The sequence below is a fragment of the Pseudomonas sp. LS-2 genome (assembly GCF_003605735.1).
GTDB lineage: Bacteria > Pseudomonadota > Gammaproteobacteria > Pseudomonadales > Pseudomonadaceae > Aquipseudomonas.
The window spans coordinates 325,953-347,140 of sequence record NZ_QXTJ01000015.1 but is presented as its reverse complement, the minus strand read 5'-3'; the positions used below and the strand labels follow the sequence as shown (position 1 = coordinate 347,140).

17 protein-coding genes and 3 pseudogenes are annotated in these 21,188 nt (G+C 60.5%); 17 read left to right on the top strand and 3 right to left on the bottom strand.

Annotated elements, in window-relative coordinates:
- Both D3M70_RS32990 and ydcS read right to left on the bottom strand, forming a co-directional pair.
- Positions 1–246 (bottom strand): ATP-binding cassette domain-containing protein (locus D3M70_RS32990; RefSeq protein ID WP_256659785.1); only part of this gene is annotated, 246 nt, incomplete at its 3' end.
- A gap of 198 nt (positions 247–444) precedes the next feature.
- A complete protein-coding gene (ydcS, locus tag D3M70_RS09895; protein ID WP_120125583.1) occupies positions 445–1,596 on the bottom strand; it encodes a putative ABC transporter substrate-binding protein YdcS in 1,152 nt (383 codons plus the stop codon).
- A 356-nt stretch (positions 1,597–1,952) separates the two neighbouring features.
- Here ydcS and D3M70_RS32985 point away from each other — a divergent pair.
- The 10 genes and pseudogenes from D3M70_RS32985 to D3M70_RS09855 form a co-directional block, all read left to right on the top strand.
- Positions 1,953–2,063 (top strand): annotated as a pseudogene (locus D3M70_RS32985) (DUF533 domain-containing protein); the annotation flags it as partial.
- A 1-nt stretch (position 2,064) separates the two neighbouring features.
- Positions 2,065–2,646: tellurite resistance TerB family protein (locus D3M70_RS09890; RefSeq protein ID WP_256659784.1), on the top strand; the 582-nt coding region annotated here is incomplete at its 5' end.
- Between the two features lie 353 nt (positions 2,647–2,999).
- A complete protein-coding gene (locus D3M70_RS09885; RefSeq protein WP_120125582.1) occupies positions 3,000–4,622 on the top strand; it encodes a methyl-accepting chemotaxis protein in 1,623 nt (540 codons plus the stop codon).
- A 9-nt stretch (positions 4,623–4,631) separates the two neighbouring features.
- Positions 4,632–5,168 carry a chemotaxis protein CheW gene (locus D3M70_RS09880; protein WP_120125581.1) on the top strand — a complete coding sequence of 179 codons (537 nt, stop codon included), beginning with the start codon at positions 4,632–4,634 and terminating at the stop codon, positions 5,166–5,168.
- Entirely contained in the window at positions 5,165–6,466 is a 1,302-nt protein-coding gene (locus D3M70_RS09875) for a protein-glutamate O-methyltransferase CheR (RefSeq protein ID WP_120125580.1), read from the top strand. Before D3M70_RS09880 ends, D3M70_RS09875 begins: the two co-directional genes overlap by 4 nt.
- Positions 6,463–7,146: a chemotaxis protein CheW gene (locus D3M70_RS09870; protein ID WP_120125579.1), complete on the top strand. Its 684-nt coding sequence runs from the start codon at positions 6,463–6,465 to the stop codon at positions 7,144–7,146. The genes D3M70_RS09875 and D3M70_RS09870 overlap by 4 nt, the downstream gene beginning before the upstream one ends.
- Positions 7,143–7,518: pseudogene (locus tag D3M70_RS34130) on the top strand (Hpt domain-containing protein); the annotation flags it as partial. The gene D3M70_RS09870 and the pseudogene D3M70_RS34130, both read left to right, overlap by 4 nt.
- A 182-nt stretch (positions 7,519–7,700) precedes the next feature.
- A pseudogene (locus tag D3M70_RS09865) lies at positions 7,701–9,536 on the top strand (hybrid sensor histidine kinase/response regulator); the annotation flags it as partial.
- Positions 9,533–10,543, top strand: coding sequence for a chemotaxis response regulator protein-glutamate methylesterase (locus tag D3M70_RS09860; protein ID WP_120125577.1), 1,011 nt, complete (start codon positions 9,533–9,535; stop codon positions 10,541–10,543). The pseudogene D3M70_RS09865 and the gene D3M70_RS09860, both read left to right, overlap by 4 nt.
- Before the next feature lie 45 nt (positions 10,544–10,588).
- Positions 10,589–11,593: a PleD family two-component system response regulator gene (locus D3M70_RS09855; RefSeq protein ID WP_120125576.1), complete on the top strand. Its 1,005-nt coding sequence runs from the start codon at positions 10,589–10,591 to the stop codon at positions 11,591–11,593.
- Between the two features lie 34 nt (positions 11,594–11,627).
- Here the strand turns inward: D3M70_RS09855 and D3M70_RS09850 are convergent, their stop codons facing one another.
- Complete coding sequence (locus tag D3M70_RS09850) at positions 11,628–13,748, bottom strand: hypothetical protein (RefSeq protein WP_120125575.1); 2,121 nt, start codon at positions 13,746–13,748, stop codon at positions 11,628–11,630.
- A 259-nt stretch (positions 13,749–14,007) separates the two neighbouring features.
- On the opposite strand from D3M70_RS09850, the gene prfB reads away from it, so the two are divergent.
- From prfB to D3M70_RS09815, 7 genes are all read left to right on the top strand, one after another.
- A protein-coding gene (prfB, locus tag D3M70_RS09845) for a peptide chain release factor 2 (RefSeq protein WP_120125574.1) occupies positions 14,008–15,103 on the top strand; the annotation gives its coding sequence in 2 pieces (ribosomal slippage) (positions 14,008–14,079 and positions 14,081–15,103; 1,095 coding nt in all).
- Positions 15,104–15,218: 115 nt separating this feature from the next.
- A complete protein-coding gene (gene lysS / locus D3M70_RS09840) occupies positions 15,219–16,721 on the top strand; it encodes a lysine--tRNA ligase (protein WP_120125573.1) in 1,503 nt (500 codons plus the stop codon).
- A 272-nt stretch (positions 16,722–16,993) separates the two neighbouring features.
- The gene (locus tag D3M70_RS09835) at positions 16,994–17,725 is read left to right on the top strand and encodes a TetR/AcrR family transcriptional regulator (protein ID WP_120125734.1); all 732 of its coding nucleotides are present in this window, start codon (positions 16,994–16,996) and stop codon (positions 17,723–17,725) included.
- 42 nt (positions 17,726–17,767) lie between these two features.
- Entirely contained in the window at positions 17,768–18,325 is a 558-nt protein-coding gene (locus tag D3M70_RS09830) for a hypothetical protein (RefSeq protein WP_120125572.1), read from the top strand.
- A 28-nt stretch (positions 18,326–18,353) separates the two neighbouring features.
- Positions 18,354–19,631, top strand: a complete 1,278-nt coding sequence (locus D3M70_RS09825; RefSeq protein ID WP_120125571.1) for a flavohemoglobin expression-modulating QEGLA motif protein — start codon at positions 18,354–18,356, stop codon at positions 19,629–19,631.
- Positions 19,632–19,811: 180 nt separating this feature from the next.
- Positions 19,812–20,717, top strand: a complete 906-nt coding sequence (locus tag D3M70_RS09820; RefSeq protein WP_120125733.1) for an alpha/beta hydrolase — start codon at positions 19,812–19,814, stop codon at positions 20,715–20,717.
- Positions 20,714–21,040, top strand: a complete 327-nt coding sequence (locus D3M70_RS09815; RefSeq protein WP_081565816.1) for a hypothetical protein — start codon at positions 20,714–20,716, stop codon at positions 21,038–21,040. Before D3M70_RS09820 ends, D3M70_RS09815 begins: the two co-directional genes overlap by 4 nt.
- Positions 21,041–21,188 lie beyond the last annotated feature (148 nt).

Below are 21,188 nucleotides of genomic sequence, written 5' to 3'. Positions count from 1 at the left end.
GAACACGGTGTTCACATCGCGCGGATACGGCGGCAGGCCAGCGGCTTCTTCGCCATGAATGCGGATCGAACCAGCGCTGGGTTGCTCGAAGCCCGCGATCAGGCGCAGGCAAGTGGTCTTGCCCGAACCCGAAGGGCCGAGCATGGAAAAGAACTCGCCGTCCTTGATGTCGATGGAAACCCGGTCGACGGCCTTCACTTCGCCGAACTGGCGGGAAACGTGGGTGAACTGGACTGCAAGGGTCATGGTGAAAACCTCATTTGAAAGCGAACGCCGTCGCAGCGGGCTCGCCGGGTGACGCTGAATGCACAACTCAGATGTAGGAAGTCCCGGTAGGAGCGCGCTTGCCCGCGATGGCGATCCGTCTGTGACTTTGGCTGTGCTTGACACACCGCCATCGCGGGCAAGCGCGCTCCTACGGGTTATGCGGAACCCCGGAAGGCCTTAACGCCCACCCATGATCGCGATGTAGTCCTGGGTCCAGCGGCTGTACGGCACGTACTTGCCGCCCTCGGCCTGTGGGGTTTTCCAGAAAGCGATCTTGTCGAACAGGTCGAAACCGTTGGTGGCGCAACCCTCGGCACCCAGCAGATCACTGGATTTGCAGGCTTGGGGCACAACGGGCAGCGAACCGAACCAGGCGGCTACGTCGCCCTGGACTTTCGGTTGCAGCGACCAGTCCATCCACTTGTAGGCGCAGTTGGGGTGCTTGGCGTCGGCGTGCAGCATGGTGGTGTCGGCCCACCCGGTCGCGCCTTCCTGCGGGATGGTCGACGCTACGGGCTGTTTGTCGGCGACCAGGCCGTTGACCATGTAACCCCACGAACTGGACGCGGCGACACCTTCGTTTTTCACGTCGCTCATCTGCACGGTCGCGTCATGCCAGTAGCGGTGCACGAGAGGATGCTGAGCGCGCAACAGATCGAGCACGGCCTGGTACTGGGTTTCGGTGAGCTGGTAAGGATCTTCGATCTTCAGTTCAGGCTTGGCGGTCTTCAGATAAAGCGCTGCGTCGGCGATGTAGATCGGGCCATCATAGGCCTGCACGCGGCCCTTGTTCGGCTTGCCGTCCGGCAGGTCCTGCGGCTCGAACACCACGCTCCAGCTCACGGGCGGCGTCTTGAACACGTTGGTGTTGTACATCAACACGTTCGGACCCCACTGATAGGGCGTGCCGTAAGTCTGCTTGTTCACCGTGTACCAAGGGCCGTCCTTGAGGCGAGGGTCGAGGGTTTTCCAGTTGGGGATCAGATCGGTGTTGATCGGCTGCACACGCTTACCTGCCACCAGACGCAGCGATGCGTCGCCGGACGCCGTCACCAGGTCATAACCACCCTTGGTCATCAGACTGACCATCTCGTCGGAGGTGGCTGCTGTCTTGACGTTGACCTTGCAGCCGGTCTCCTTTTCGAAGCCGGTGACCCAGTCATACGCCTTGTCGCTTTCGCCCCGTTCGATGTAGCCCGGCCATGCCACGATATCCAGCTGGCCTTCGCCATCGCCCACAGCCTTCAGCGTTTCGGCCGCCTGCAAGGTGCCGCTGGCAAACAACGCGGTGATCACGGCGCTCAGGAGCGCGGTCTTTTGTACTGACATGGTGGGGTTCCCTCTTTTTCAAATTATGATCGGGGCAGTTTCGAACGGTGATCTGGTAAAGCGTGCTTCTTTCGCCTCAGAGCCTAGTGCCACACCCAGTTATCGACAAATTCTAAATGCTCAACGCAGCATTCGATTAATCGATGGCCCGCGCCCTGGGTGCGGTTGTTCCCGTGCAACCGGATCCACTCGCTCGGTTTGCTAGAATCAGGTGAGCGTATATCGTTTTTCTCGATGGTCTGCGAGGACCCATGATCGGCGCCGCAACATCTGGAAGCACACCTGAAAAGTGGTCGGGAGGACTTCGTCTTAACCTGCGGGTCGGATCGTTTATCCCGTTCTCAGGAGTTTTCCCAATGAATACCCGTGGCTTGCTCGATCAATTACTTAAATCCGGTCAGGACCTGCTGCAGAGCAAGACTGGCGGAGCAGGGCAATCAGGCTCTCAAGGTAATGCGGCACAAAGCNCTCGGTGGTTTCCTTTCAGGGGCCGGCGGCGGCGCACTGGCAGCGGGCGCCATGGGGTTACTGCTGGGCAATAAAAGTGCGCGAAAGATTGGCGGCAAGGCGCTGACTTACGGCGGGCTGGCAGCACTGGGCGTGCTGGCGTACAAGGCCTACGGTAACTGGCAGGCATACAAGGGGGAGGCGCCACAGACTGAGCCGCAGACCGTCGACCGCGTTCCCCCGGCGCAGGTCGAGCTGCACAGCGAAGCGATTCTGCGAGCCTTGGTGGCAGCAGCGAAAGCGGACGGACATGTCGATGTCAGCGAACGCCAACTGATAGAAGGCGAGTTCACCCGTCTGACAGGCGATCAGGACTTGCAGCAATGGCTGCATATCGAGCTGAACAAACCGCTGGACCCCGCCGAGGTTGCTCGATCCGCACGCACCCCGGAAATTGCCGCCGAAATGTACCTGGCCAGTGTAATGATGGTCGACGAAGAGCACTTCATGGAGCGCGCCTATCTGGATGAGCTGGCAAAACAACTGAAGATCGAACCGGGCCTGAAGCAGGAGCTGGAGAATCAGGTACGGCAGGTGCAGTGATCAGCCTGGGTCAGATGCTGCAATTTCTGACCATAGGTCGTACTGGTGGGGGGGGCTAGCTGGCGAACGCGGTGGACCCGATACCGCGATGACGACTCACCCACCGCTTTCGCCTGTGAGGCTTTTCCCATACCGAGTCGAATTCTTTGAATTCCTCGCCCATCAAGCAATCTTCCCAGATGCCGATAACGTGTCAGATATTTCTGATATATCTGCGCGTTATCGCGTTATCTATGTCGGAAACAGCCAGATTAATTGGTAAGGCACTAGGCTATACTCCGCTCGCTTCGGGCCGTCTGTCGGTCCGCTTCTTGAACCCGGTATTGCCGGTGTTGAACTCTTGAGGGCTGACTGTGAAGAACTGGACATTGCGTCAACGTATTTTGGCGAGCTTCGCTGTAATCATCGCCATCATGCTGCTGATGGTGGTTGTCGCTTTCAATCGGTTGCTGGTCATCGAGAAAAGCAGTGACGAAGTACGGCTCGATGCACTACCCGGCGTGTACTACAGCAGCACCGTGCGAGCTGCGTGGGTCGAAACCTACCTGCGGACCCAGCAATTGCTCGCCGAAGGTGAAGGGCGAAGCCTGACCAACGCCGAAGAAGACCAGTACAAAGAGTTCGAGGACCGGCTCCAGGCGCAGATCGCCAGCTACGAGAAAAGCATTTACGAGGAGTCCGATCGCCAGGATTTCACTCAGTTCCTGCAATTGCGCGAGCGTTATCAACTGGTCCTCAACGGTGTATTGGCGGCTTATCAAGGCGACAATTTTCCGCTGGCCAAGCGTATCTTCGCCGAGCAGGTCACGCCGGTGTGGTTCGAGGGCCGTAAAACCCTCAACGCCTTGAGCACCAAGAACAAAGTCATCGCCGACCGCGCCTCCGACGCCATTCATACGGCCGTCTCCAGCGCCAAGATCACCCTTGGCATCTCGCTGATTGTCGCCATTCTTGCCGCCGCTGCCTGCGGCCTGCTGTTGATGCGCACGATCCTGGCGCCGATGAACCGTATCGTGAGAATCCTTGAAACCATGCGTACCGGTGACTTGAGCAGCCGCCTGACGCTGGATCGCAATGACGAATTCGGCACGGTGCAGACCGGCTTCAACGACATGGTCACCGAGCTTGCCGCGCTGGTGTCTCAGGCTCAGCGATCCTCGGTTCAAGTCACGACTTCGGTGACCGAGATCGCCGCGACGTCCAAACAGCAACAGGCCACAGCCACCGAAACCGCCGCGACCACCACGGAAATCGGTGCCACCTCGCGGGAAATCGCCGCGACCTCACGCGACCTGGTGCGCACCATGAGCGAAGTCACCTCTGCCGCCGATCAGGCGTCGGTGCTTGCCGGTTCCGGCCAGCAGGGGTTGGCGCGCATGGAAGACACCATGCATTCGGTGATGGGTGCTGCCGATCTGGTCAACTCCAAGCTGGCGATCCTCAACGAGAAGGCCGGTAACATCAATCAGGTGGTGGTGACCATCGTCAAGGTCGCCGACCAGACCAATCTGCTGTCCCTGAACGCTGCCATCGAGGCAGAAAAAGCCGGTGAATACGGCCGTGGTTTTGCCGTGGTTGCCACCGAAGTGCGGCGCCTGGCCGATCAGACCGCCGTCGCCACCTACGACATCGAGCAGATGGTTCGCGAGATCCAGTCGGCGGTGTCGGCGGGTGTGATGGGCATGGACAAGTTCTCCGAAGAAGTGCGTCGCGGCATGTTCGAGGTGACCCAGGTGGGCGAGCAGCTTTCGCAGATCATTCATCAGGTTCAGGCGCTGGCGCCACGGGTGCTGATGGTCAACGAAGGCATGCAGGCCCAGGCTACCGGTGCCGAGCAGATCAACCAGGCGCTGGTGCAACTGGGCGACGCCAGCAGTCAGACCGTGGAATCCCTGCGTCAGGCCAGTTTCGCCATCGATGAGCTGAGTCAGGTGGCAGTGGGACTGCGCGGTGGCGTTTCGCGCTTCAAGGTCTGAGTCAGGGCCATGATCGAGCATTCAGCCAAACGCAGCGCCACGTTGGTGCCGAAGAACAAACTGTTTTTGCTGTTCCGGATTGGAACGGAGCGCTATGCGCTGGAGGCAACGGAAGTCGCTGAAGTGCTGCCCCGGTTGCTGCTCAAACCTATCGCCCATGCACCGCATTGGGTGGCGGGCGTTTTCGCCCATCGCGGGGTTGTCGTGCCGGTCATCGACCTCAGCGCCTTGACCTTCGGCCAGGTTGCCCAGGCCCGCACCAGCACGCGACTGGTGCTGGTGCATTACAGAGCCAGTGCCGCCCGAGCGCCGCAATGGCTCGGGCTGATTCTCGAACAGGCCACCGACACCCTGCGTTGCGCACCGAGCGAGTTCAAGGAATACGGACTCAATAACCGCGCCGCGCCGTACCTGGGGCCGGTGCGCGAAGACGAACTGGGCCTGCTGCAGTGGATCCGGGTCCAGGACCTGCTCAACGATTCGGTGCGCGAACTGCTGTTCCCGGAAAAGCCATTGAGCCTCGAGACATTTGAGGCGACGTCATGAGCGACGACGCGCGTTTTTTTGCATTCCTGAAAAACCGCATCGGTCTTGATGTGGCGTCGGTGGGCGCGGCCATCATCGAGCGTGCTGTCCGTCAGCGCTGCACCCTGTCCAAGTCCGCCGATCACGATGCCTATTGGCAATTGCTGCTGGGATCGCCTGACGAGCAGCAAGCGCTGATCGAGGCCGTGATCGTGCCCGAGACCTGGTTCTTCCGCTACCCGGAGTCCTTCGTCACCCTTGGCAAACTGGCAACGGCGCGTCTGGCGCAGCTCAATGGCGTACGCCCGCTGCGCATTCTCAGCCTCCCGTGCTCCACCGGCGAAGAGCCCTATTCGATCGCCATGGCCTTGTTCGACGCGGGCTTGCAGCCGCAGCAGTTCAAGGTCGAAGCCGTAGACATCAGTCCGCTGTCGCTCCAGCGTGCGCGCAACGGTGTATATGGCAAGAACTCGTTTCGCGGGGCCGATCTCGGGTTTCGCGAGCGGCACTTCAGCCAGGTCACCGAGGGCTATCGCGTCGAGGACCGGGTGCGCGAACGGGTCGGTTTCCAGGCCGGCAACCTGCTCGATCCGACCTTGCCCGTGGCCCAGTCCGCTTACGATTTCGTGTTCTGTCGCAATCTACTGATTTACTTCGATGTCGAGACCCAGAAACGCGGTTTCGAAGCACTCAAGCGCATGACCCGCGATGACGGCGTGCTGTTTATCGGGCCCGCTGAAGGCAGCCTGCTGGGGCGCATGGGCATGGCCTCCATCGGGATCGCTCAGTCATTCGCCTTCAGGCACCGCGCCGAACAGCCGCTCGAGCCTCTGTCTGTCGTGATGACAGCGCCGACACCCAGACCATTACCCGCCGAGCCGCTGCCGGGCGCCCGGCCGATGCCTTCACCCGGTCTTCGCCCCAGAAGCAGCGTTCGCCCGTTCGCCCCGTTGCCGCCGGCAACCCGCGCTGCGCTACCGCCGTCGCCTGCGGCGGGAGAAGCCGCGACACTGCTGGAAAGCATCAAGCGCCTGGCCAACGAGGGCAACAGCGTCGAGGCGAAAGCTGCGTGTGAGAAATACCTCAAGCACCATGAGCCGGTGGCCTCAGTGTTCTACTGGCAAGGTTTGCTGGCCGAGGTCGGGGGCGATGTCGCGGCGGCCCAAGGTTTCTACCGCAAGGCGTTGTACCTGCAGCCGCAACATCCCGAAGCGCTGGCGCAACTGGCCGCTTTGCTGGCGGCTCAAGGTGACAGCGCCGGTGCCCGCCGTTTGCAGGAACGCCCTGCTCGGGTGAACAAAGAAGGACGTAATCGATGACCGGCGTACACAGTGATTGGGTGAGCAGCGATGCCCAAGCCATCGACGATTGCTGGAACCGCATCGGCATCCATGGCGACCGGTCGTGCCCGTTGCTGGTCGAGCACATCCACTGTCGCAACTGCTCGGTTTACTCGGCCGCGGCCACGCGCTTGCTGGACCGCTACGCACTGGCTCAGGAGCAGCGAGTCTCGGTGCAGAGTGAGGAGCTGGCAAACGACGTCAAGACCCGCTCGATCGTGGTGTTCCGGCTCGGCGAGGAGTGGCTTGGCTTGCCCACCCGTTGTCTGGTCGAGGTGTCGCCGCTTCAAGCCATTCACTCCCTGCCTCATCAGCGATCCCGTGCGCTGCTCGGGGTGGCCAACGTGCGTGGTGCGCTGGTGGCTTGCCTGTCGTTCGTCGAACTGCTGGGGCTGGACGCCAGTGTTGCGCCGGCCAGCGCCGCGCGCGTCATCGCGCGCATGTTGATTGTCTCCGCCGAAGGTGGGCCGGTGGTAGTGCCGGTGGATGAAGTGGACGGCATCCATGCCATCGAAGCGCGCTTGCTGGACGCAGCGTCCATACCCGCGCAGAACACCAACGCCCGGTTCACTCGAGGCGTGGTGCAATGGAAAAATCGCAGCCTGCGTTTGCTCGATGAAGAACAACTGTTGTCCGCGGTCAACCGGAGCCTGACATGACGCCCGATCAGATGCGCGACGCCTCGTTGTTCGAACTCTTCACGCTGGAGGCCGAAGCGCAGACCCAAGTGCTGAGCGCGGGTTTATTGGCGCTCGAACGCAATCCGACGCAAGCCGACCAACTGGAAGCCTGCATGCGCGCCGCCCATTCGCTCAAGGGCGCAGCGCGCATCGTCGGAGTCGACGCGGGCGTCAGCGTGTCCCATGTCATGGAAGACTGTCTGGTCGAGGCCCAAGAGGGCCGTCTGCACCTCAAACCCGAGCACATCGACGCGCTGCTGATGGGCACCGACATGCTCATGCGCATTGCCACGCCGGGCGCGAGCAGCGTGGGGCAGGGGGATGTCGACGGCTACGTCGCGTTGATGAATGACCTGATCAAGCCCGGCGCCCGACCTGCCGCAGCGGCGCCGAATCTGGCACCGTCCATGGATGACCTGTTGCTGGCCAACGCGCAGTCATTGGTGGAGTCGGTGCAGTCCGCGCTCGGCCCCGCAGCGGGCAGCACATCCCTGGCCGAACAGCCATTTCCGGCTGACCTGTTATTGCCCGTGCCACCGACAACGCCGCCAGCGTCCGCCGAAAATGAAGATGCGCCAGCGCCCAAGCCCGAGCCCCGACAGGAACGTCGTGTGGCCGAAGGCGGTGAACGGGTGTTGCGGGTCACCGCCGAGCGTCTGAACAACCTGTTGGACCTGTCGAGTAAATCGCTGGTCGAGACCCAGCGCCTGAAGCCTTATCTGACCGCCATGCAGCGGGTCAAGCGTTCCCAGAGCGGCGCCAGCCGGGCGCTGGACAATCTTGAAGCGTTGCTCGACAGCAACGTCGATCCTGATGCGCAAAAAGCTCTAGAGGAAGCCCGCCGCCTGTTGAGCGAGGCTCAGCAGCTGGTGATTCAGCAGACCTCGGATCTGGACGAGTTCGGTTGGCAGGCCAGCCAGCGGGCGCAGTTGCTGTATGACACGGCCCTGGCCTGTCGCATGCGCCCGTTCGCCGATGTGCTGTCAGGGCAGGCGCGCATGGTGCGCGATCTCGGGCGTTCGCTGGGCAAGCAAGTGCGGCTCGAAATCGAAGGCGAGAAGACCCAGGTCGATCGCGACGTTCTGGAAAAACTCGAAGCACCGCTCACGCATTTGCTGCGCAACGCCGTCGATCACGGCATTGAATCCCCCGAGCAGCGAATCGCTGCGGGCAAGCCGGCAGAAGGCATGATTCAGCTCAAAGCGACACACCAGGCAGGTTTGCTGGTGGTGGGGCTGGTCGACGACGGCGCCGGTGTCGATCTCGAGCGTCTGCGTCGCAGCATCATCGCGCGCAAATTGTCCCCGGAAGAAACAGCGGCGCAGTTGAGCGAGGAAGAGCTGTTGAGCTTCTTGTTCCTGCCCGGCTTCAGCATGCGCGACACAGTCACCGAAGTGTCCGGTCGAGGCGTGGGGCTGGATGCGGTGCAGCATATGGTTCGACAACTGCGCGGCGGCGTCGAGCTTATGCAGCAAGCAGGTCTTGGCAGTCGTTTCCACATCGAGGTGCCGCTGACCCTGTCGGTGGTGCGCAGCCTGGTGGTGGAAGTGGGCGGCGAGGCCTATGCCTTCCCGCTGGCGCACATCGAACGGATGCGCGACGTGCAGGCCGACGAGATCGTGCAACTGGAAGGGCGTCAGCACTTCTGGCATGAAGAGCGGCACGTCGGGTTGGTAGCGGCCAGTCAGTTGCTCAATCGTCCGGCCAGCCAGAGCGGCGAGGATGTGCTCAAGGTCGTGGTCATTCGCGAGAAAGACGCTGTTTACGGCGTCGCGGTGGAGCGTTTCATCGGCGAGCGGACGCTGGTGGTGCTGCCGCTGGACCCGCGTCTGGGCAAGGTTCAGGATATCTCCGCCGGTGCGCTGCTCGACGACGGCTCGGCGGTGTTGATCATCGATGTCGAAGACATGCTGCGATCGGTGGAGAAGCTGCTCAATACGGGGCGTCTGGAACGTATCGATCGGCGCAATCGTCAGATGGACAGCCAGGCCCGCAAACGGGTTCTGGTGGTCGACGACTCATTGACCGTACGCGAACTGGAACGCAAGTTGCTGCTCTCCCGTGGCTACGAAGTGGCGGTGGCGGTGGACGGCATGGACGGCTGGAACGCGCTGCGTGCCGAGGACTTCGATTTGCTGATCACCGACATCGACATGCCGCGCATGGACGGTATCGAACTGGTGACTCTGTTGCGTCGCGACAGTCGTCTGCAGTCTCTGCCGGTGATGGTGGTGTCGTACAAGGATCGCGAAGAAGACCGTCGCCGGGGGCTGGATGCGGGCGCCGACTATTATCTGGCCAAGGCCAGTTTCCATGACGATGCGTTGCTCGACGCGGTCGTTGAGTTGATAGGAGATGCGCAAGGATGAAGATCGCCATCGTCAACGACATGCCCATGGCAGTCGAAGCATTGCGTCGTGCACTGGCTTTCGAGCCCGCGCATCAGGTGATGTGGGTGGCGAGCGACGGCCTGGAGGCGGTGCAACGCTGCGCCGAACTCACGCCGGACCTGATCCTGATGGATTTGATCATGCCGGTGATGGACGGGGTGGAGGCCACTCGACGTATCATGGCCGCCACGCCGTGCGCCATCGTGATTGTGACGGTGGATCGCGAGCAGAACGTGCATCGGGTGTTCGAGGCCATGGGCCACGGTGCGCTGGACGTCGTGGACACGCCGGCCATTGGCGCCGGCGACCCCAAGGATGCTGCCGCACCTTTGTTACGCAAGATACTTAATATAGGCTGGCTCATTGGTCAGCGTGACAGTCGCGTGCGCCCTGCGCCGCCGCCGTTGCGCGAAGCCGCCCAGCGTCAGGGACTGGTCGCCATCGGTTCGTCCGCAGGTGGCCCGGCAGCGCTGGAAGTGCTGCTCAAGGGGTTGCCGAAGCATTTCTCGGCAGCCATCGTGCTGGTTCAGCACGTGGATCAAGTGTTTGCCGCCGGGATGGCGCAGTGGTTGAGCAGTTCTTCGGGCCTGGACGTTCGACTGGCCCGTGACGGCGAGCCGCCGCAAAGCGGGGCCGTACTGCTGGCGGGGACCAATCATCATATTCGTCTGATGAAGAACGGCACCCTGGCGTATACCGCCGAGCCAGTGAACGAAATTTACAGGCCTTCTATCGATGTGTTCTTCGAGAGCGTGGCCAGCTATTGGAGCGGTGATGCAGTGGGCGTTCTGTTGACGGGGATGGGGCGCGATGGCGCACAGGGACTCAAGCTGATGCGCCAGCGGGGTTTCCTCACCATTGCCCAGAACCAGCAAAGCTGCGCGGTGTACGGTATGCCCAAAGCGGCCGCCGCTATCGACGCCGCCGTGGAAATTCGCTCGCTGGACACGATTGCACCTCGACTCATAGAGGTTTTCACCCAATGAATTTCCAGGTGATTTCACAGCCCGCCTGTGACCAGGAGAACCTGAATGCATGATTTGCAGCTGGACGATTTGAACGCCACGGATGAAAACGCTGCCATGGTGTTGCTGGTCGACGATCAGGCGATGATTGGCGAGGCAGTCCGGCGCGGGCTGGCGAATGAGGAAAACATTGATTTTCACTTTTGCGCCGACCCTCATCAGGCCATCGCCCAGGCGATCCAGATCAAGCCGACGGTGATTCTGCAGGACCTGGTGATGCCCGGTCTGGACGGTCTGACGCTGGTGCGCGAATACCGCAACAACCCGATCACTCGCGACATCCCGATCATTGTCCTCTCCACCAAGGAGGACCCGATGATCAAGAGCGCGGCCTTCGCGGCGGGTGCCAACGATTACCTGGTCAAACTGCCGGACAACATCGAACTGGTCGCGCGCATTCGCTACCACTCGCGTTCCTATATGACCTTGTTGCAGCGAGATGAAGCCTATCGCGCATTGCGTGTCAGTCAGCAGCAGTTGCTGGACACCAACTTGGTGTTGCAGCGCCTGATGAACTCCGACGGCCTGACCGGGCTGTCCAATCGCCGGCACTTCGACGAGTACCTGGAACTGGAATGGCGCCGCGCTATTCGTGAGCAGACCCAGCTGTCGCTGATGATGATCGACGTCGACTACTTCAAGGCCTACAACGACAACTTCGGCCATCTGGAGGGCGATGAAGCCCTGCGCCAAGTCGCCAAGGCCATTCGCGCCAGCAGCAGTCGTCCTTCGGATCTGCCGGCGCGATACGGCGGCGAAGAGTTCGCACTGGTGCTGCCCAATACGTCGCCGGGTGGCGCACGGCTGCTGGCGGAGAAACTGCGCCAGACCGTTGCCAGCATGAACATCCCGCACATCGCCCCAAGCGAAGGCGCCAGCCTGACGGTAAGCATCGGCCTGGCGACCATCGTCCCTCCGGTCGGCAGCCACAGCCGTCAGTTGATTCAGAGTGCGGATCAGGGCCTGTATGCGGCCAAACACAATGGCCGCAATCAGGTGGCGGTGGGGTAGGGCCGGACTAGCGTCCGGCCCCGGTGTTGCGGTTTTATGGTTGCTGTACGGCTTGGTCCGTGGCGCTGTAGCTGAAGGGGTTGCCATTGAACTTCGCCGGATCGAGCTTGATGACGGGTAACCACAACCCTCCCGTTCTGGCAGCATATTTCTGTTGATAAACCTTGGCTTCAGGCAGACCGGTTGCATTCAAATAGTAGAAAGCTTGCAGTGGCAACCGTGCAGGAACTCCAGTGGGCCAGATTTTGATCAGCAGCTCGTTCCAGGTGCTGTACATCACTGGCATCGGGTACTCGCGGGCTTTGAGACTTACCGCAAACTGCGCCGCATCCTGTGCACTCAGCGAGCACTGATGAGACGGATGTGTCAGTTTGCGGGTGTACGTGTTCCACCCTGCCAGGGTACCCGCGTTTACCCTGGCGCAGGTGCTGATGTCGACGAGGCTGGGCGCAGCCTTCCACGTTTCGACGTTACGTTGGTTTTCCCTGAGAAGAGCCCCTATGTCAGGCGTTGCGCCAAGCAGCTTCGCCAATTCCGGATCGGCGGCGAGCGGGCCGGTTTGGTCCTGGCTGTTCGTCAATCTTTCCACCAACGCATCATCGGCTTTGAGCCGGGCTGCCAATCCGGGATTAGCCGTTAGCGCATTGATCAACGCCTCGTTGGCTCTTGGCTGAAGTCCGCATCCATTCCCGGGCCTTCCCACCAGATCGGTCCAGGCATCATGAGGGTATGAACACAGATACTCGAAGTGTTTGCCTTGAGCAATTGCCTCCTCCTGAGTAAACAAGGCGAAACCGCTGTTTCGTGCAGGTAGCGAGACTTTTGAGTCTTTTCTCAAGTGCGAGAAGGAAATCGAACCTTTGCCGATCTGCGTGGGGCTTGGATCCCATGGGTCGTACGCTGCGTTTACCGTTCCTCGAGTGGTGACCCCATTGCAGTAATAGGACGGCTGGTTATTGGCGCATGATGCTGCGGTGTCGTTGTAACGGCGATTCAGGTCGTCGGCGATTTCTTCGCCTTTGGGCCGGGTATCGACGATTTCCAACGACAGCGCCGGTGATACGGCCAGATGCCCATCGCCTGTCCCGACGCTGGCGGTGACAGCGACCGTTTTGTCTTTTTCCAGCCGGACCTTGTCGTAAGGAATGGTGAATTCCAGCGGACGCGGGGTCTCGCCGATCGCAGGATGCGGTGTGTCATAAGCGGGGTCGCCCACCCAGCGGATGCCCACCGTATGCCCTGCCGCTATTCCGGGATAGGTGTAAGTCACTTTGAGGCCGTTGCCCATCAGGTTACGCAAATCGACGACTCCGTTCGCTGCGCCAGCGACGACAGGGGAGGTGCCTAACGTTCTCAAGATAACGTTGACCGGTGCCGGGTCAGAGGACTCACCCGCTTGTCCATCAAGCGTGACTTCGTAGCGCAGGTTCACGGGTGTGCCGAGGCTGGCTGCGACAGTCGCTTGTGGAATCGTGAACTCGAGCGGGTTGCCGTCCGGAGAGATTCGCAGCGGCGTATCGTATGAGGTCGTCCCTCGCCAAAGAACTTTGACGACCTGACCCTGGGCCATGGTGGGGTAATGCACACTGACCTTCAAATCTTCGGTGAGTGCGCCGATATCCACTTGATTATCCCCGATAGTGGGCAACGTAGGTTGGGGGTATTTCCCTGGCGCTGCGCCGCTGACCACCTTGAACGTCAGTGGCTGTGAGATCACCAGTGACTCGTTGGCTACGCCAACACTGGCGGTCACTACCGGCGACAGGTTGAGGTCCTTGACGACCGTGGCGTTGGGTATCTTGAATGTCACGGTCTTTTCCCCGCCTTTGACCGTGTGCACAGGGGCGCGGTACTGCTGAACGGCGCTGGTCCAATACAGGCCCATGGTGTGGCCGTCGGCGATTTCCGGATAGGTGACTTCAATGGTGGCGTCCGCTGCGCCTAATGTTTGCAGGTCCAGCTCATTATTGACAGCCTCGGCCAAAACAGGCGGCGGAGGCTTGGGTATGGCAAAGACGCTGCCCGCGCCGGAGAGCGCATTCGAGGGCGTGGCGCACTGGCAGGTGCAATTGCAGGTTTTCGTATCGGCTTGAACATTGGTTAACGCGCACAGAACTGCGAGTGCCGCGAGAATGAGCATTGGCAAGCGTGTCATGTGACCTCCATGTCGTTGGTCGTGATGTGTGGGTAATGACTCCTTGATTCAGTATGGGAACGCAGTTGTAATGCCCTATATTGATTCGCGATTGGGTCAATCGCGATTCGCTATGCGTGAAGTCGCCCGAGGGGCGGCGCTTGCCCCGATGGCTGGCCGTGAACTGATCAGGCCAGCGCTGCCCAACGGACTGCCACAGACGCTATGGCTGGGGTATACTCGCCGGCTTTGAAAATTTCGCCTGCGAGTGCTGCCCACCATGGAAATCAACCCGATCCTAAACAGCATCAAGGACCTGTCCGAGCGCTCCGAAGCCATTCGGGGGTATCTTTGACTACGATCACAAACATGATCGTCTGACCGAAGTAAACCGCGAGCTCGAAGATCCGGCTGTCTGGAACAACCCTTCGTACGCCCAGGAACTGGGCCGTGAACGCTCCCTGCTGGCGCAGATCGTCGACACCCTCGATGAAATGAGTTCCGGCCTGGCTGACGCCAGAGACTTGCTGGACATGGCCGTCGAAGAAGATGACGAAGGCGCGGTTGCCGATGTCGTCACGGAAGTCGACCGCCTGCGCGAGTCGCTGGAAAAACTCGAATTCCGCCGCATGTTCAGCGGTGAGATGGACCAAAACAACGCCTACCTCGATATCCAGGCCGGTTCCGGCGGTACCGAGGCGCAGGACTGGGCCAACATCCTGCTGCGCATGTACCTGCGCTGGGCCGACAAACGCGGCTTCGATGCGACCATCATGGAGCTGTCGGCCGGTGAAGTCGCCGGTATCAAGGGCGCTACCGTGCACATCAAGGGCGAATACGCCTTCGGCTGGCTGCGTACCGAAATCGGCGTGCACCGCCTGGTGCGCAAAAGCCCGTTCGACTCCGGCAACCGTCGCCACACCTCGTTCTCCGCGGTATTCGTGTCGCCGGAAATCGATGACAACATCGAAATCGACATCAATCCGGCAGACCTGCGCATCGACACCTATCGTTCATCCGGTGCCGGTGGTCAGCACGTAAACACCACTGACTCGGCAGTACGTATCACCCACGTACCGACCAACACCGTGGTCAGCTGCCAGAACGAACGTTCCCAGCACGCCAACAAAGACACCGCGATGAAAATGTTGCGGGCGCGTTTGTACGAGCAGGAAGTTCAGAAACGCAACGCGGCCTCGCAAGCGCTGGAGGACACCAAATCGGATATCGGCTGGGGTCACCAGATCCGCTCGTACGTGCTCGATGCCTCGCGCATCAAGGACCTGCGCACCAGCGTAGAACGCAGCGACTGCGACAAAGTGCTCGACGGCGACCTCGACGAATACCTGATCGCGAGCCTGAAACAAGGGCTGTAATCGCAACACCACTGTTGCCGGCCGGCGCGTCACCGTGGCGCAGCCGGCCTGCGATCCCCGTCGCCTGATTCAGGCTGGGCGGGGGTAACGAACCTGTGATGGAAAATCTAAAGACATGAGCGACCAACAACTCGACCCGCAAGCCCAGCAACAGGAAGAAAACGCCCTGATCGCCTTGCGCAAGGAAAAGCTTGCTGCCGAGCGCGCCAAGGGTAATGCCTTCCCGAACGACTTCCGCCGCGAGAACTACTGCAACGACCTGCAGAAGCAGTATGCGGACAAGACCAAGGAAGAACTGGCCGAGGCGGCGATTCCGGTCAAGGTTGCCGGTCGCATCATGCTCAACCGTGGTTCGTTCATGGTGATCCAGGACATGACCGGTCGCATCCAGGTCTACGTCAACCGCAAGACCCTGTCTGAAGATACCCTGGCCGCGGTCAAGACTTGGGACATGGGCGACATCATTGCCGCCGAAGGTACTCTGGCGCGTTCCGGCAAGGGCGACCTGTACGTCGAGATGACCTCCGTGCGCCTGCTGACCAAGTCACTGCGTCCGCTGCCGGACAAGCACCACGGCCTGACCGACACCGAGCAGCGTTATCGTCAGCGTTACGTAGACCTGATCGTCAACGAAGATGTGCGTCAGACTTTCCGCGTGCGCTCCCAGGTCATCGCGCACATTCGCAGCTTCCTGATGAAGCGTGACTTCCTGGAAGTCGAGACCCCGATGCTGCAGACCATTCCTGGCGGCGCGGCGGCCAAGCCTTTCGAAACCCACCACAACGCCCTGGACATGGAAATGTTCCTGCGTATCGCGCCTGAGCTCTACCTCAAGCGTCTGGTGGTTGGCGGTTTCGAGAAGGTGTTCGAGATCAACCGCAACTTCCGTAACGAAGGCGTTTCGACGCGTCACAACCCTGAATTCACCATGTTGGAGTTCTACCAGGCTTACGCCGACTACGAAGACAACATGGACCTGACCGAAGAGCTGTTCCGCGAACTGGCTCAGCTGGTTCTGGGCAGCACCGACGTGCCGTACGGCGACAAGGTGTTCCACTTCGGTGAGCCGTTCGCGCGTCTGTCGGTGTTCGACTCGATCCTCAAGTACAACCCTGAGTTGACCGCCGAGGACCTGAACGACATCGACAAGGCTCGCGCCATCGCCAAGAAAGCCGGCGCCAAGGTGCTGGGCTTCGAAGGTCTGGGCAAGCTGCAGGTGATGATTTTCGAAGAACTGGTCGAGCACAAGCTGGAGCAGCCGCACTTCATTACTCAGTACCCGTTCGAAGTGTCGCCGCTGGCCCGTCGCAACGACGACAACCCGAACGTCACCGACCGCTTCGAGCTGTTCATCGGTGGCCGTGAAATCGCCAACGCCTATTCCGAGTTGAACGACGCGGAAGACCAGGCCGAGCGCTTCATGGCTCAGGTGGCCGACAAGGACGCCGGCGACGACGAAGCCATGCACTACGACGCTGACTTCGTCCGTGCGCTGGAATACGGCATGCCGCCGACAGCGGGCGAGGGTATCGGTATCGACCGTCTGGTGATGCTGCTGACCAATTCGCCGTCGATCCGCGACGTCATCCTGTTCCCGCACATGCGGCCGCAAGCGTAAATGATGCAAAACAAGCCGCCTGAGCAGGGCGGCTTTTTTTTGTCCGTTGCCACCGACGACACCTGTAGGAGTGAGCTTGCTCGCGATAGCGGTCTTCCAGAGAACGCTGCATGGCCAGACACTCCGCTATCGCGAGCAAGCTCACTCCTACAGGGACGCGCGGTCTATTGTAGGAGCGAGCTTGTCCGCGACAGCGTCCGCGCAGGCACCGAGATTCCCTGAGCTACGCCCAATTCAATGACTCAAGAAAAGGAAAACCTGTCGTGAACCGCATGATCCCTCAAAAGGGAGCCGCTGGCCTTGCCACGGCAGTCGCACAGAGCGTTCAGTATCAAGGCCGCAAGGCGAGCCGACAGGGAAGCGAACAGCGCCGCCAGCAGATCCTCGACGCTGCCATGCGCATCCTCATCCGCGATGGCGTGCGTGCTGTGCGTCACCGTGCCGTGGCTGCCGAAGCGCAAGTGCCGCTATCCGCCACCACCTATTACTTCAAGGACATCGATGACTTGCTCACCGATGCCTTCGCCCAATACGTCGAACGCAGTGCGGCTTATATGGCCAAGTTGTGGACCAACACCGAAGCGCTGCTAAGGGAAATGGTTGCGCGCAACGATGGCAGCGCCGAAGCCCGTGCGCGTCTGGCCGATGAGATCGCACGCATGACCATGGAATACGTGCGCCATCAGCTGCAGACCCGTCGCGATCAGTTGATCGCCGAGCACGCGTTCCGCCTCGAAGCACTGATCAACCCACGCTTGGCGCCTTTGGTCAGTGCACATCAAGAGATACTGCTGCAGGGAAGTGCCCAGTTTCTCGAGGTGATGGGCTCTGCCCAGCCGCAACTGGATGCGCAAGTGTTGACGGGGATTATCGGCCGGATGGAATATCAGGGGCTGCTGGAGGGGCCGCGCCCCGAAGCAGACGAGGAAATGCTCGCTATTCTTACTCGCCAGATGCATCTGGTGCTGGGTACTGCCAGGCCGATGGCTGTGTGCACCGCATAATTTCAGGGCTCGATGTTCAAGGGCTCACGTTCAGGAGAAGCGATGAAAGTCTGGAGCGTCTTGCTCGCCTTGTCGTTCGCGCTGTTAAGCGGATGCCTGGTGACTTTCAAGGATCCGATTCCTACCAGCGATACCGCGCCGCCCAAGCTGCTCGGTACCTGGACCAGCAAGAACGCCTGGGGCGAACCGCTGGAGCTCGAGATCAGTCGCGCCGGCGCCAATCAGTACAAGGCGGTGAGCTACCGCAAGGGTGATCGCAAGAGTCGCGACGAATACACCTTCACCGTTTCCCGTCACGGCAGCCGCTGGTACCTGTCAGCGGCACTGCCGGAAAAGTACGGCGCCAACTACGTGATCGCCGGTTTCGACCTGGTGGACAACGACAATGCCGCCGACGAACTGGAGGTCTACGACCTGGACCTTGAACGCATCCAGCAACTGGTCGAGCAAAAGGTCTTCGACGGTCAGCCGATTGAAACCGAGAAGGGTGACGGCGTGCTGATCACCACCTCCATGGACAAGGTGTTCGCGTATCTGGACGACACCGCCAATTCCGACGTCTTTCTCAAGGCGGCTCAATATCAGCGCATGACCAAGTAGCGCTACCGGTTAATCAAAGGGGTACTGGGTGGACGATTACCAGCAGACCATTCGCGCGCTGTCCGACCGAATCGTGTTCGCGCAAACGCCGATCCGCGTACTCGACGCCGTGAAGTGGGACGACAGCATCCGCAAGAGTTTCCTTGCCGCCAAGGGCAAGCAGATGCCTGAAGTCGACAGGGCCTATTACGAGAGTCGCCCGCTGGGCTTTGACTCCGGGGCGTTGAAGCTGGAGTTCCAGAACATCGAGCGCGACATCACCCGGCAGTTGGGGCAATTCAACCCCGTTGGACAGATCATGCGCCGCATGTGCAAGGAATACCGCATGGTAATCCGCATGCTCGAGGCGCGGGGCACGCCGGACTTCGGGCTGATATCCCAGGAACTGTATGGCGCGGCATCCGATGCGTTTCATGCGGGGGATCCGACACTGGCCGATCTGGGTCTGATGTTGTCCGACTACCTGAACAACATCGCCGGGCGCGGAGACCTCAAGGATGAGCCCAAGACGCTGAACGCCAAAGATGCCGTCGCCATGCTGCAGAGCCGGCTCAATCGCACCTTTGGTGAGGCGGAAGAAACGATCCGCGTATTCGAGTCCGACGGAATCGTCGCCGACGCTGCGGCGGGCGCCGATTACATCAAGATTCGCAGTGACGCGATGTTCAACGAGCGGGATGTGCGCGCGCTCGAAGTGCATGAAGGTCTGGTGCACGTCGGGACCACGTTGAACGGTCAGAATCAGCCGATCTGCACGTTCCTCGCCAAAGGGCCGCCCTCGTCCACGGTGACCCAGGAAGGTCTGGCGATTCTCATGGAGGTCATCGGCTTCGCGTCCTATCCAAGCCGTCTGCGCAAACTCACCAATCGCACTCGCGCCATTCACATGGCCGAGGAGGGCGCCGATTTTCTGCAGGTGTTCGAGTTCTATCGCGAGCAGGGCTTTGGCATGCCGGAAAGTTACGGCAACGCGAGTCGCGTTTTCCGTGGCTCGGTGCCCAATGGGCTGCCGTTCACCAAGGATCTGTCCTATCTCAAGGGCTTCATCATGGTTTACAACTACATTCAGTTGGCCGTGAGAAAGGGCAAGCTGGAGCAGGTGCCTTTGCTGTTCTGCGGCAAGACCACACTCGAAGACATGCGCACCTTGCGGCAGTTGGTGGACGAGGGGCTGGTGGTGCCACCCAAATACCTGCCTGACCAGTTCCGGGACATGAACGCGTTGTCGGCGTGGATGTGCTTCTCCAACTTCCTCAATCATTTGAGCCTGGACCGGATCGAGGCGGATTACTCGAATATCCTCTGATCGCGCCAACTTCCCCAATCTGTAGGAGTGAGCTTGCTTGCGATGCGTTCTTCCCGATCAATGATGGTGTTTGCCGTACCGCCATCGCGAGCTCACGCCTGCAAGTGTCGTAACGTTCTGGAAAACTCGAATGAAAAGGGACATCGCTTGAAGCCTCTTCTCACATTGTTTCTGCTACTGATGCTCTCTGGATGCAGCGAATTGCTGTTCTACCCTGAGCGCGACGTGCCGCTGACCCCGGAAAAAGCCCATCTGGCCTACCGTGACATCACCCTCGTCGCCGCCGACGGCACCCGGCTCAATGCCTGGTTTCTGCCGGCAAAGGAGGGCGTGCCAGTCAAGGGAACGGTGCTGCACCTGCATGGCAACGGCGGCAACATGGCCTGGCATCTTGGCGGCAGTTGGTGGCTTCCTGAGAAGGGCTATCAGGTGTTGCTGCTGGACTATCGGGGTTACGGCCACTCTGAGGGCGACCCCAACCTCCCGGCGATTTACCAAGACATCGACGCAGCATTCGATTGGCTGAGCAAGTCGCCCGACGTGCAAGGCAAGCCCGTGGTGGTCTTGGGCCAGAGCATTGGCGGCGCCCTGGGCGTGCACTACCTGGCCGAGCACCCGCAACAGCGTTCGCGGGTCAAGGCCCTGGTGCTCGACGGCGTCCCGGCCAGTTACCGGGAAGTGGCGCGCTATACCCTCGGCACGTCCTGGTTGACATGGCCTTTCAAACGACCGTTGTCGTGGGTGATCCCCGACCGCGACAGCGCTATCAACGGCATCGCGCAACTCAAGGGCACGCCGATGCTGCTGTTCCAGAGCCTGGACGATACGCAGGTCCCGCTGTACAACGGCATCAGCCTGTATCAGGCCGCACCGCCGCCTCGGGTGTTGCAACTGACCCGCGGGCCTCACGTCCAGACCTTCGGCGACCCGACCTGGCGGGAGGTCATGGTCCGCTATCTGGACGACCCCCTGCATTTCAATGGCCTGCGGCGTTTGGCCGAGGTGCCCAATTATCCTGATCCTGATGCGAGCAAGAAACCTTCCTCTGCGCCATCGGAACACCCACCGGCAGAGAGTCCGCAATGAGTGACGAACGTAACGTGATCCCGCAGATTCTGACCGGGATCGGTTGTATTTTTCTGACGGTAGGGACCTTGTGGTACTACGGGTATCTGCATTTTGCCAAGCCGGAAGACGCGTTGCAGTTGAGTCAGTTCACGATGCTCAAGACGGTCCCGGGGGAGGATTACAAGGTCGCGCTGGAACCGGCACCGCAGGTGGCGCAGTGTGTCGAGGGGGTGATGGTGTTGTTCGATACCGAGCAGAAGGGGCTGACCGGGGTGTTGGTCAATGATCGCAAGCAGGCGGTGAGGTGCATGGGCCAAGAGACGCCTCAACAGGTGCAGTGAGGTTCTGGCTGCTTTTTTTGGGGGAGCTGAAGTTGTGGGTTTATCCGATATTGGTGGTGGTGCTGATGTTTTGGCTCTGGCTAACGCCAGATCTGTTTCGCCTTCGGCGAGTTACTTGAAAAGACACCAAGTAACCAAGTGTCCCTGC

Bases quoted from the DNA above. Each gene is read 5' to 3' on its own strand.
- ydcS (WP_120125583.1), bottom strand. From the start codon at position 1,596: ATGTCAGTACAAAAGACCGCGCTCCTGAGCGCCGTGATCACCGCGTTG.
- D3M70_RS09880 (WP_120125581.1), top strand. From the start codon at position 4,632: ATGATCGAGCATTCAGCCAAACGCAGCGCCACGTTGGTGCCGAAGAAC.
- D3M70_RS09875 (WP_120125580.1), top strand. From the start codon at position 5,165: ATGAGCGACGACGCGCGTTTTTTTGCATTCCTGAAAAACCGCATCGGT.
- D3M70_RS09870 (WP_120125579.1), top strand. From the start codon at position 6,463: ATGACCGGCGTACACAGTGATTGGGTGAGCAGCGATGCCCAAGCCATC.
- D3M70_RS09860 (WP_120125577.1), top strand. From the start codon at position 9,533: ATGAAGATCGCCATCGTCAACGACATGCCCATGGCAGTCGAAGCATTG.
- D3M70_RS09855 (WP_120125576.1), top strand. From the start codon at position 10,589: ATGCATGATTTGCAGCTGGACGATTTGAACGCCACGGATGAAAACGCT.
- D3M70_RS09850 (WP_120125575.1), bottom strand. From the start codon at position 13,748: ATGACACGCTTGCCAATGCTCATTCTCGCGGCACTCGCAGTTCTGTGC.
- lysS (WP_120125573.1), top strand. From the start codon at position 15,219: ATGAGCGACCAACAACTCGACCCGCAAGCCCAGCAACAGGAAGAAAAC.
- D3M70_RS09835 (WP_120125734.1), top strand. From the start codon at position 16,994: ATGATCCCTCAAAAGGGAGCCGCTGGCCTTGCCACGGCAGTCGCACAG.
- D3M70_RS09830 (WP_120125572.1), top strand. From the start codon at position 17,768: ATGAAAGTCTGGAGCGTCTTGCTCGCCTTGTCGTTCGCGCTGTTAAGC.
- D3M70_RS09820 (WP_120125733.1), top strand. From the start codon at position 19,812: ATGCTCTCTGGATGCAGCGAATTGCTGTTCTACCCTGAGCGCGACGTG.
- D3M70_RS09815 (WP_081565816.1), top strand. From the start codon at position 20,714: ATGAGTGACGAACGTAACGTGATCCCGCAGATTCTGACCGGGATCGGT.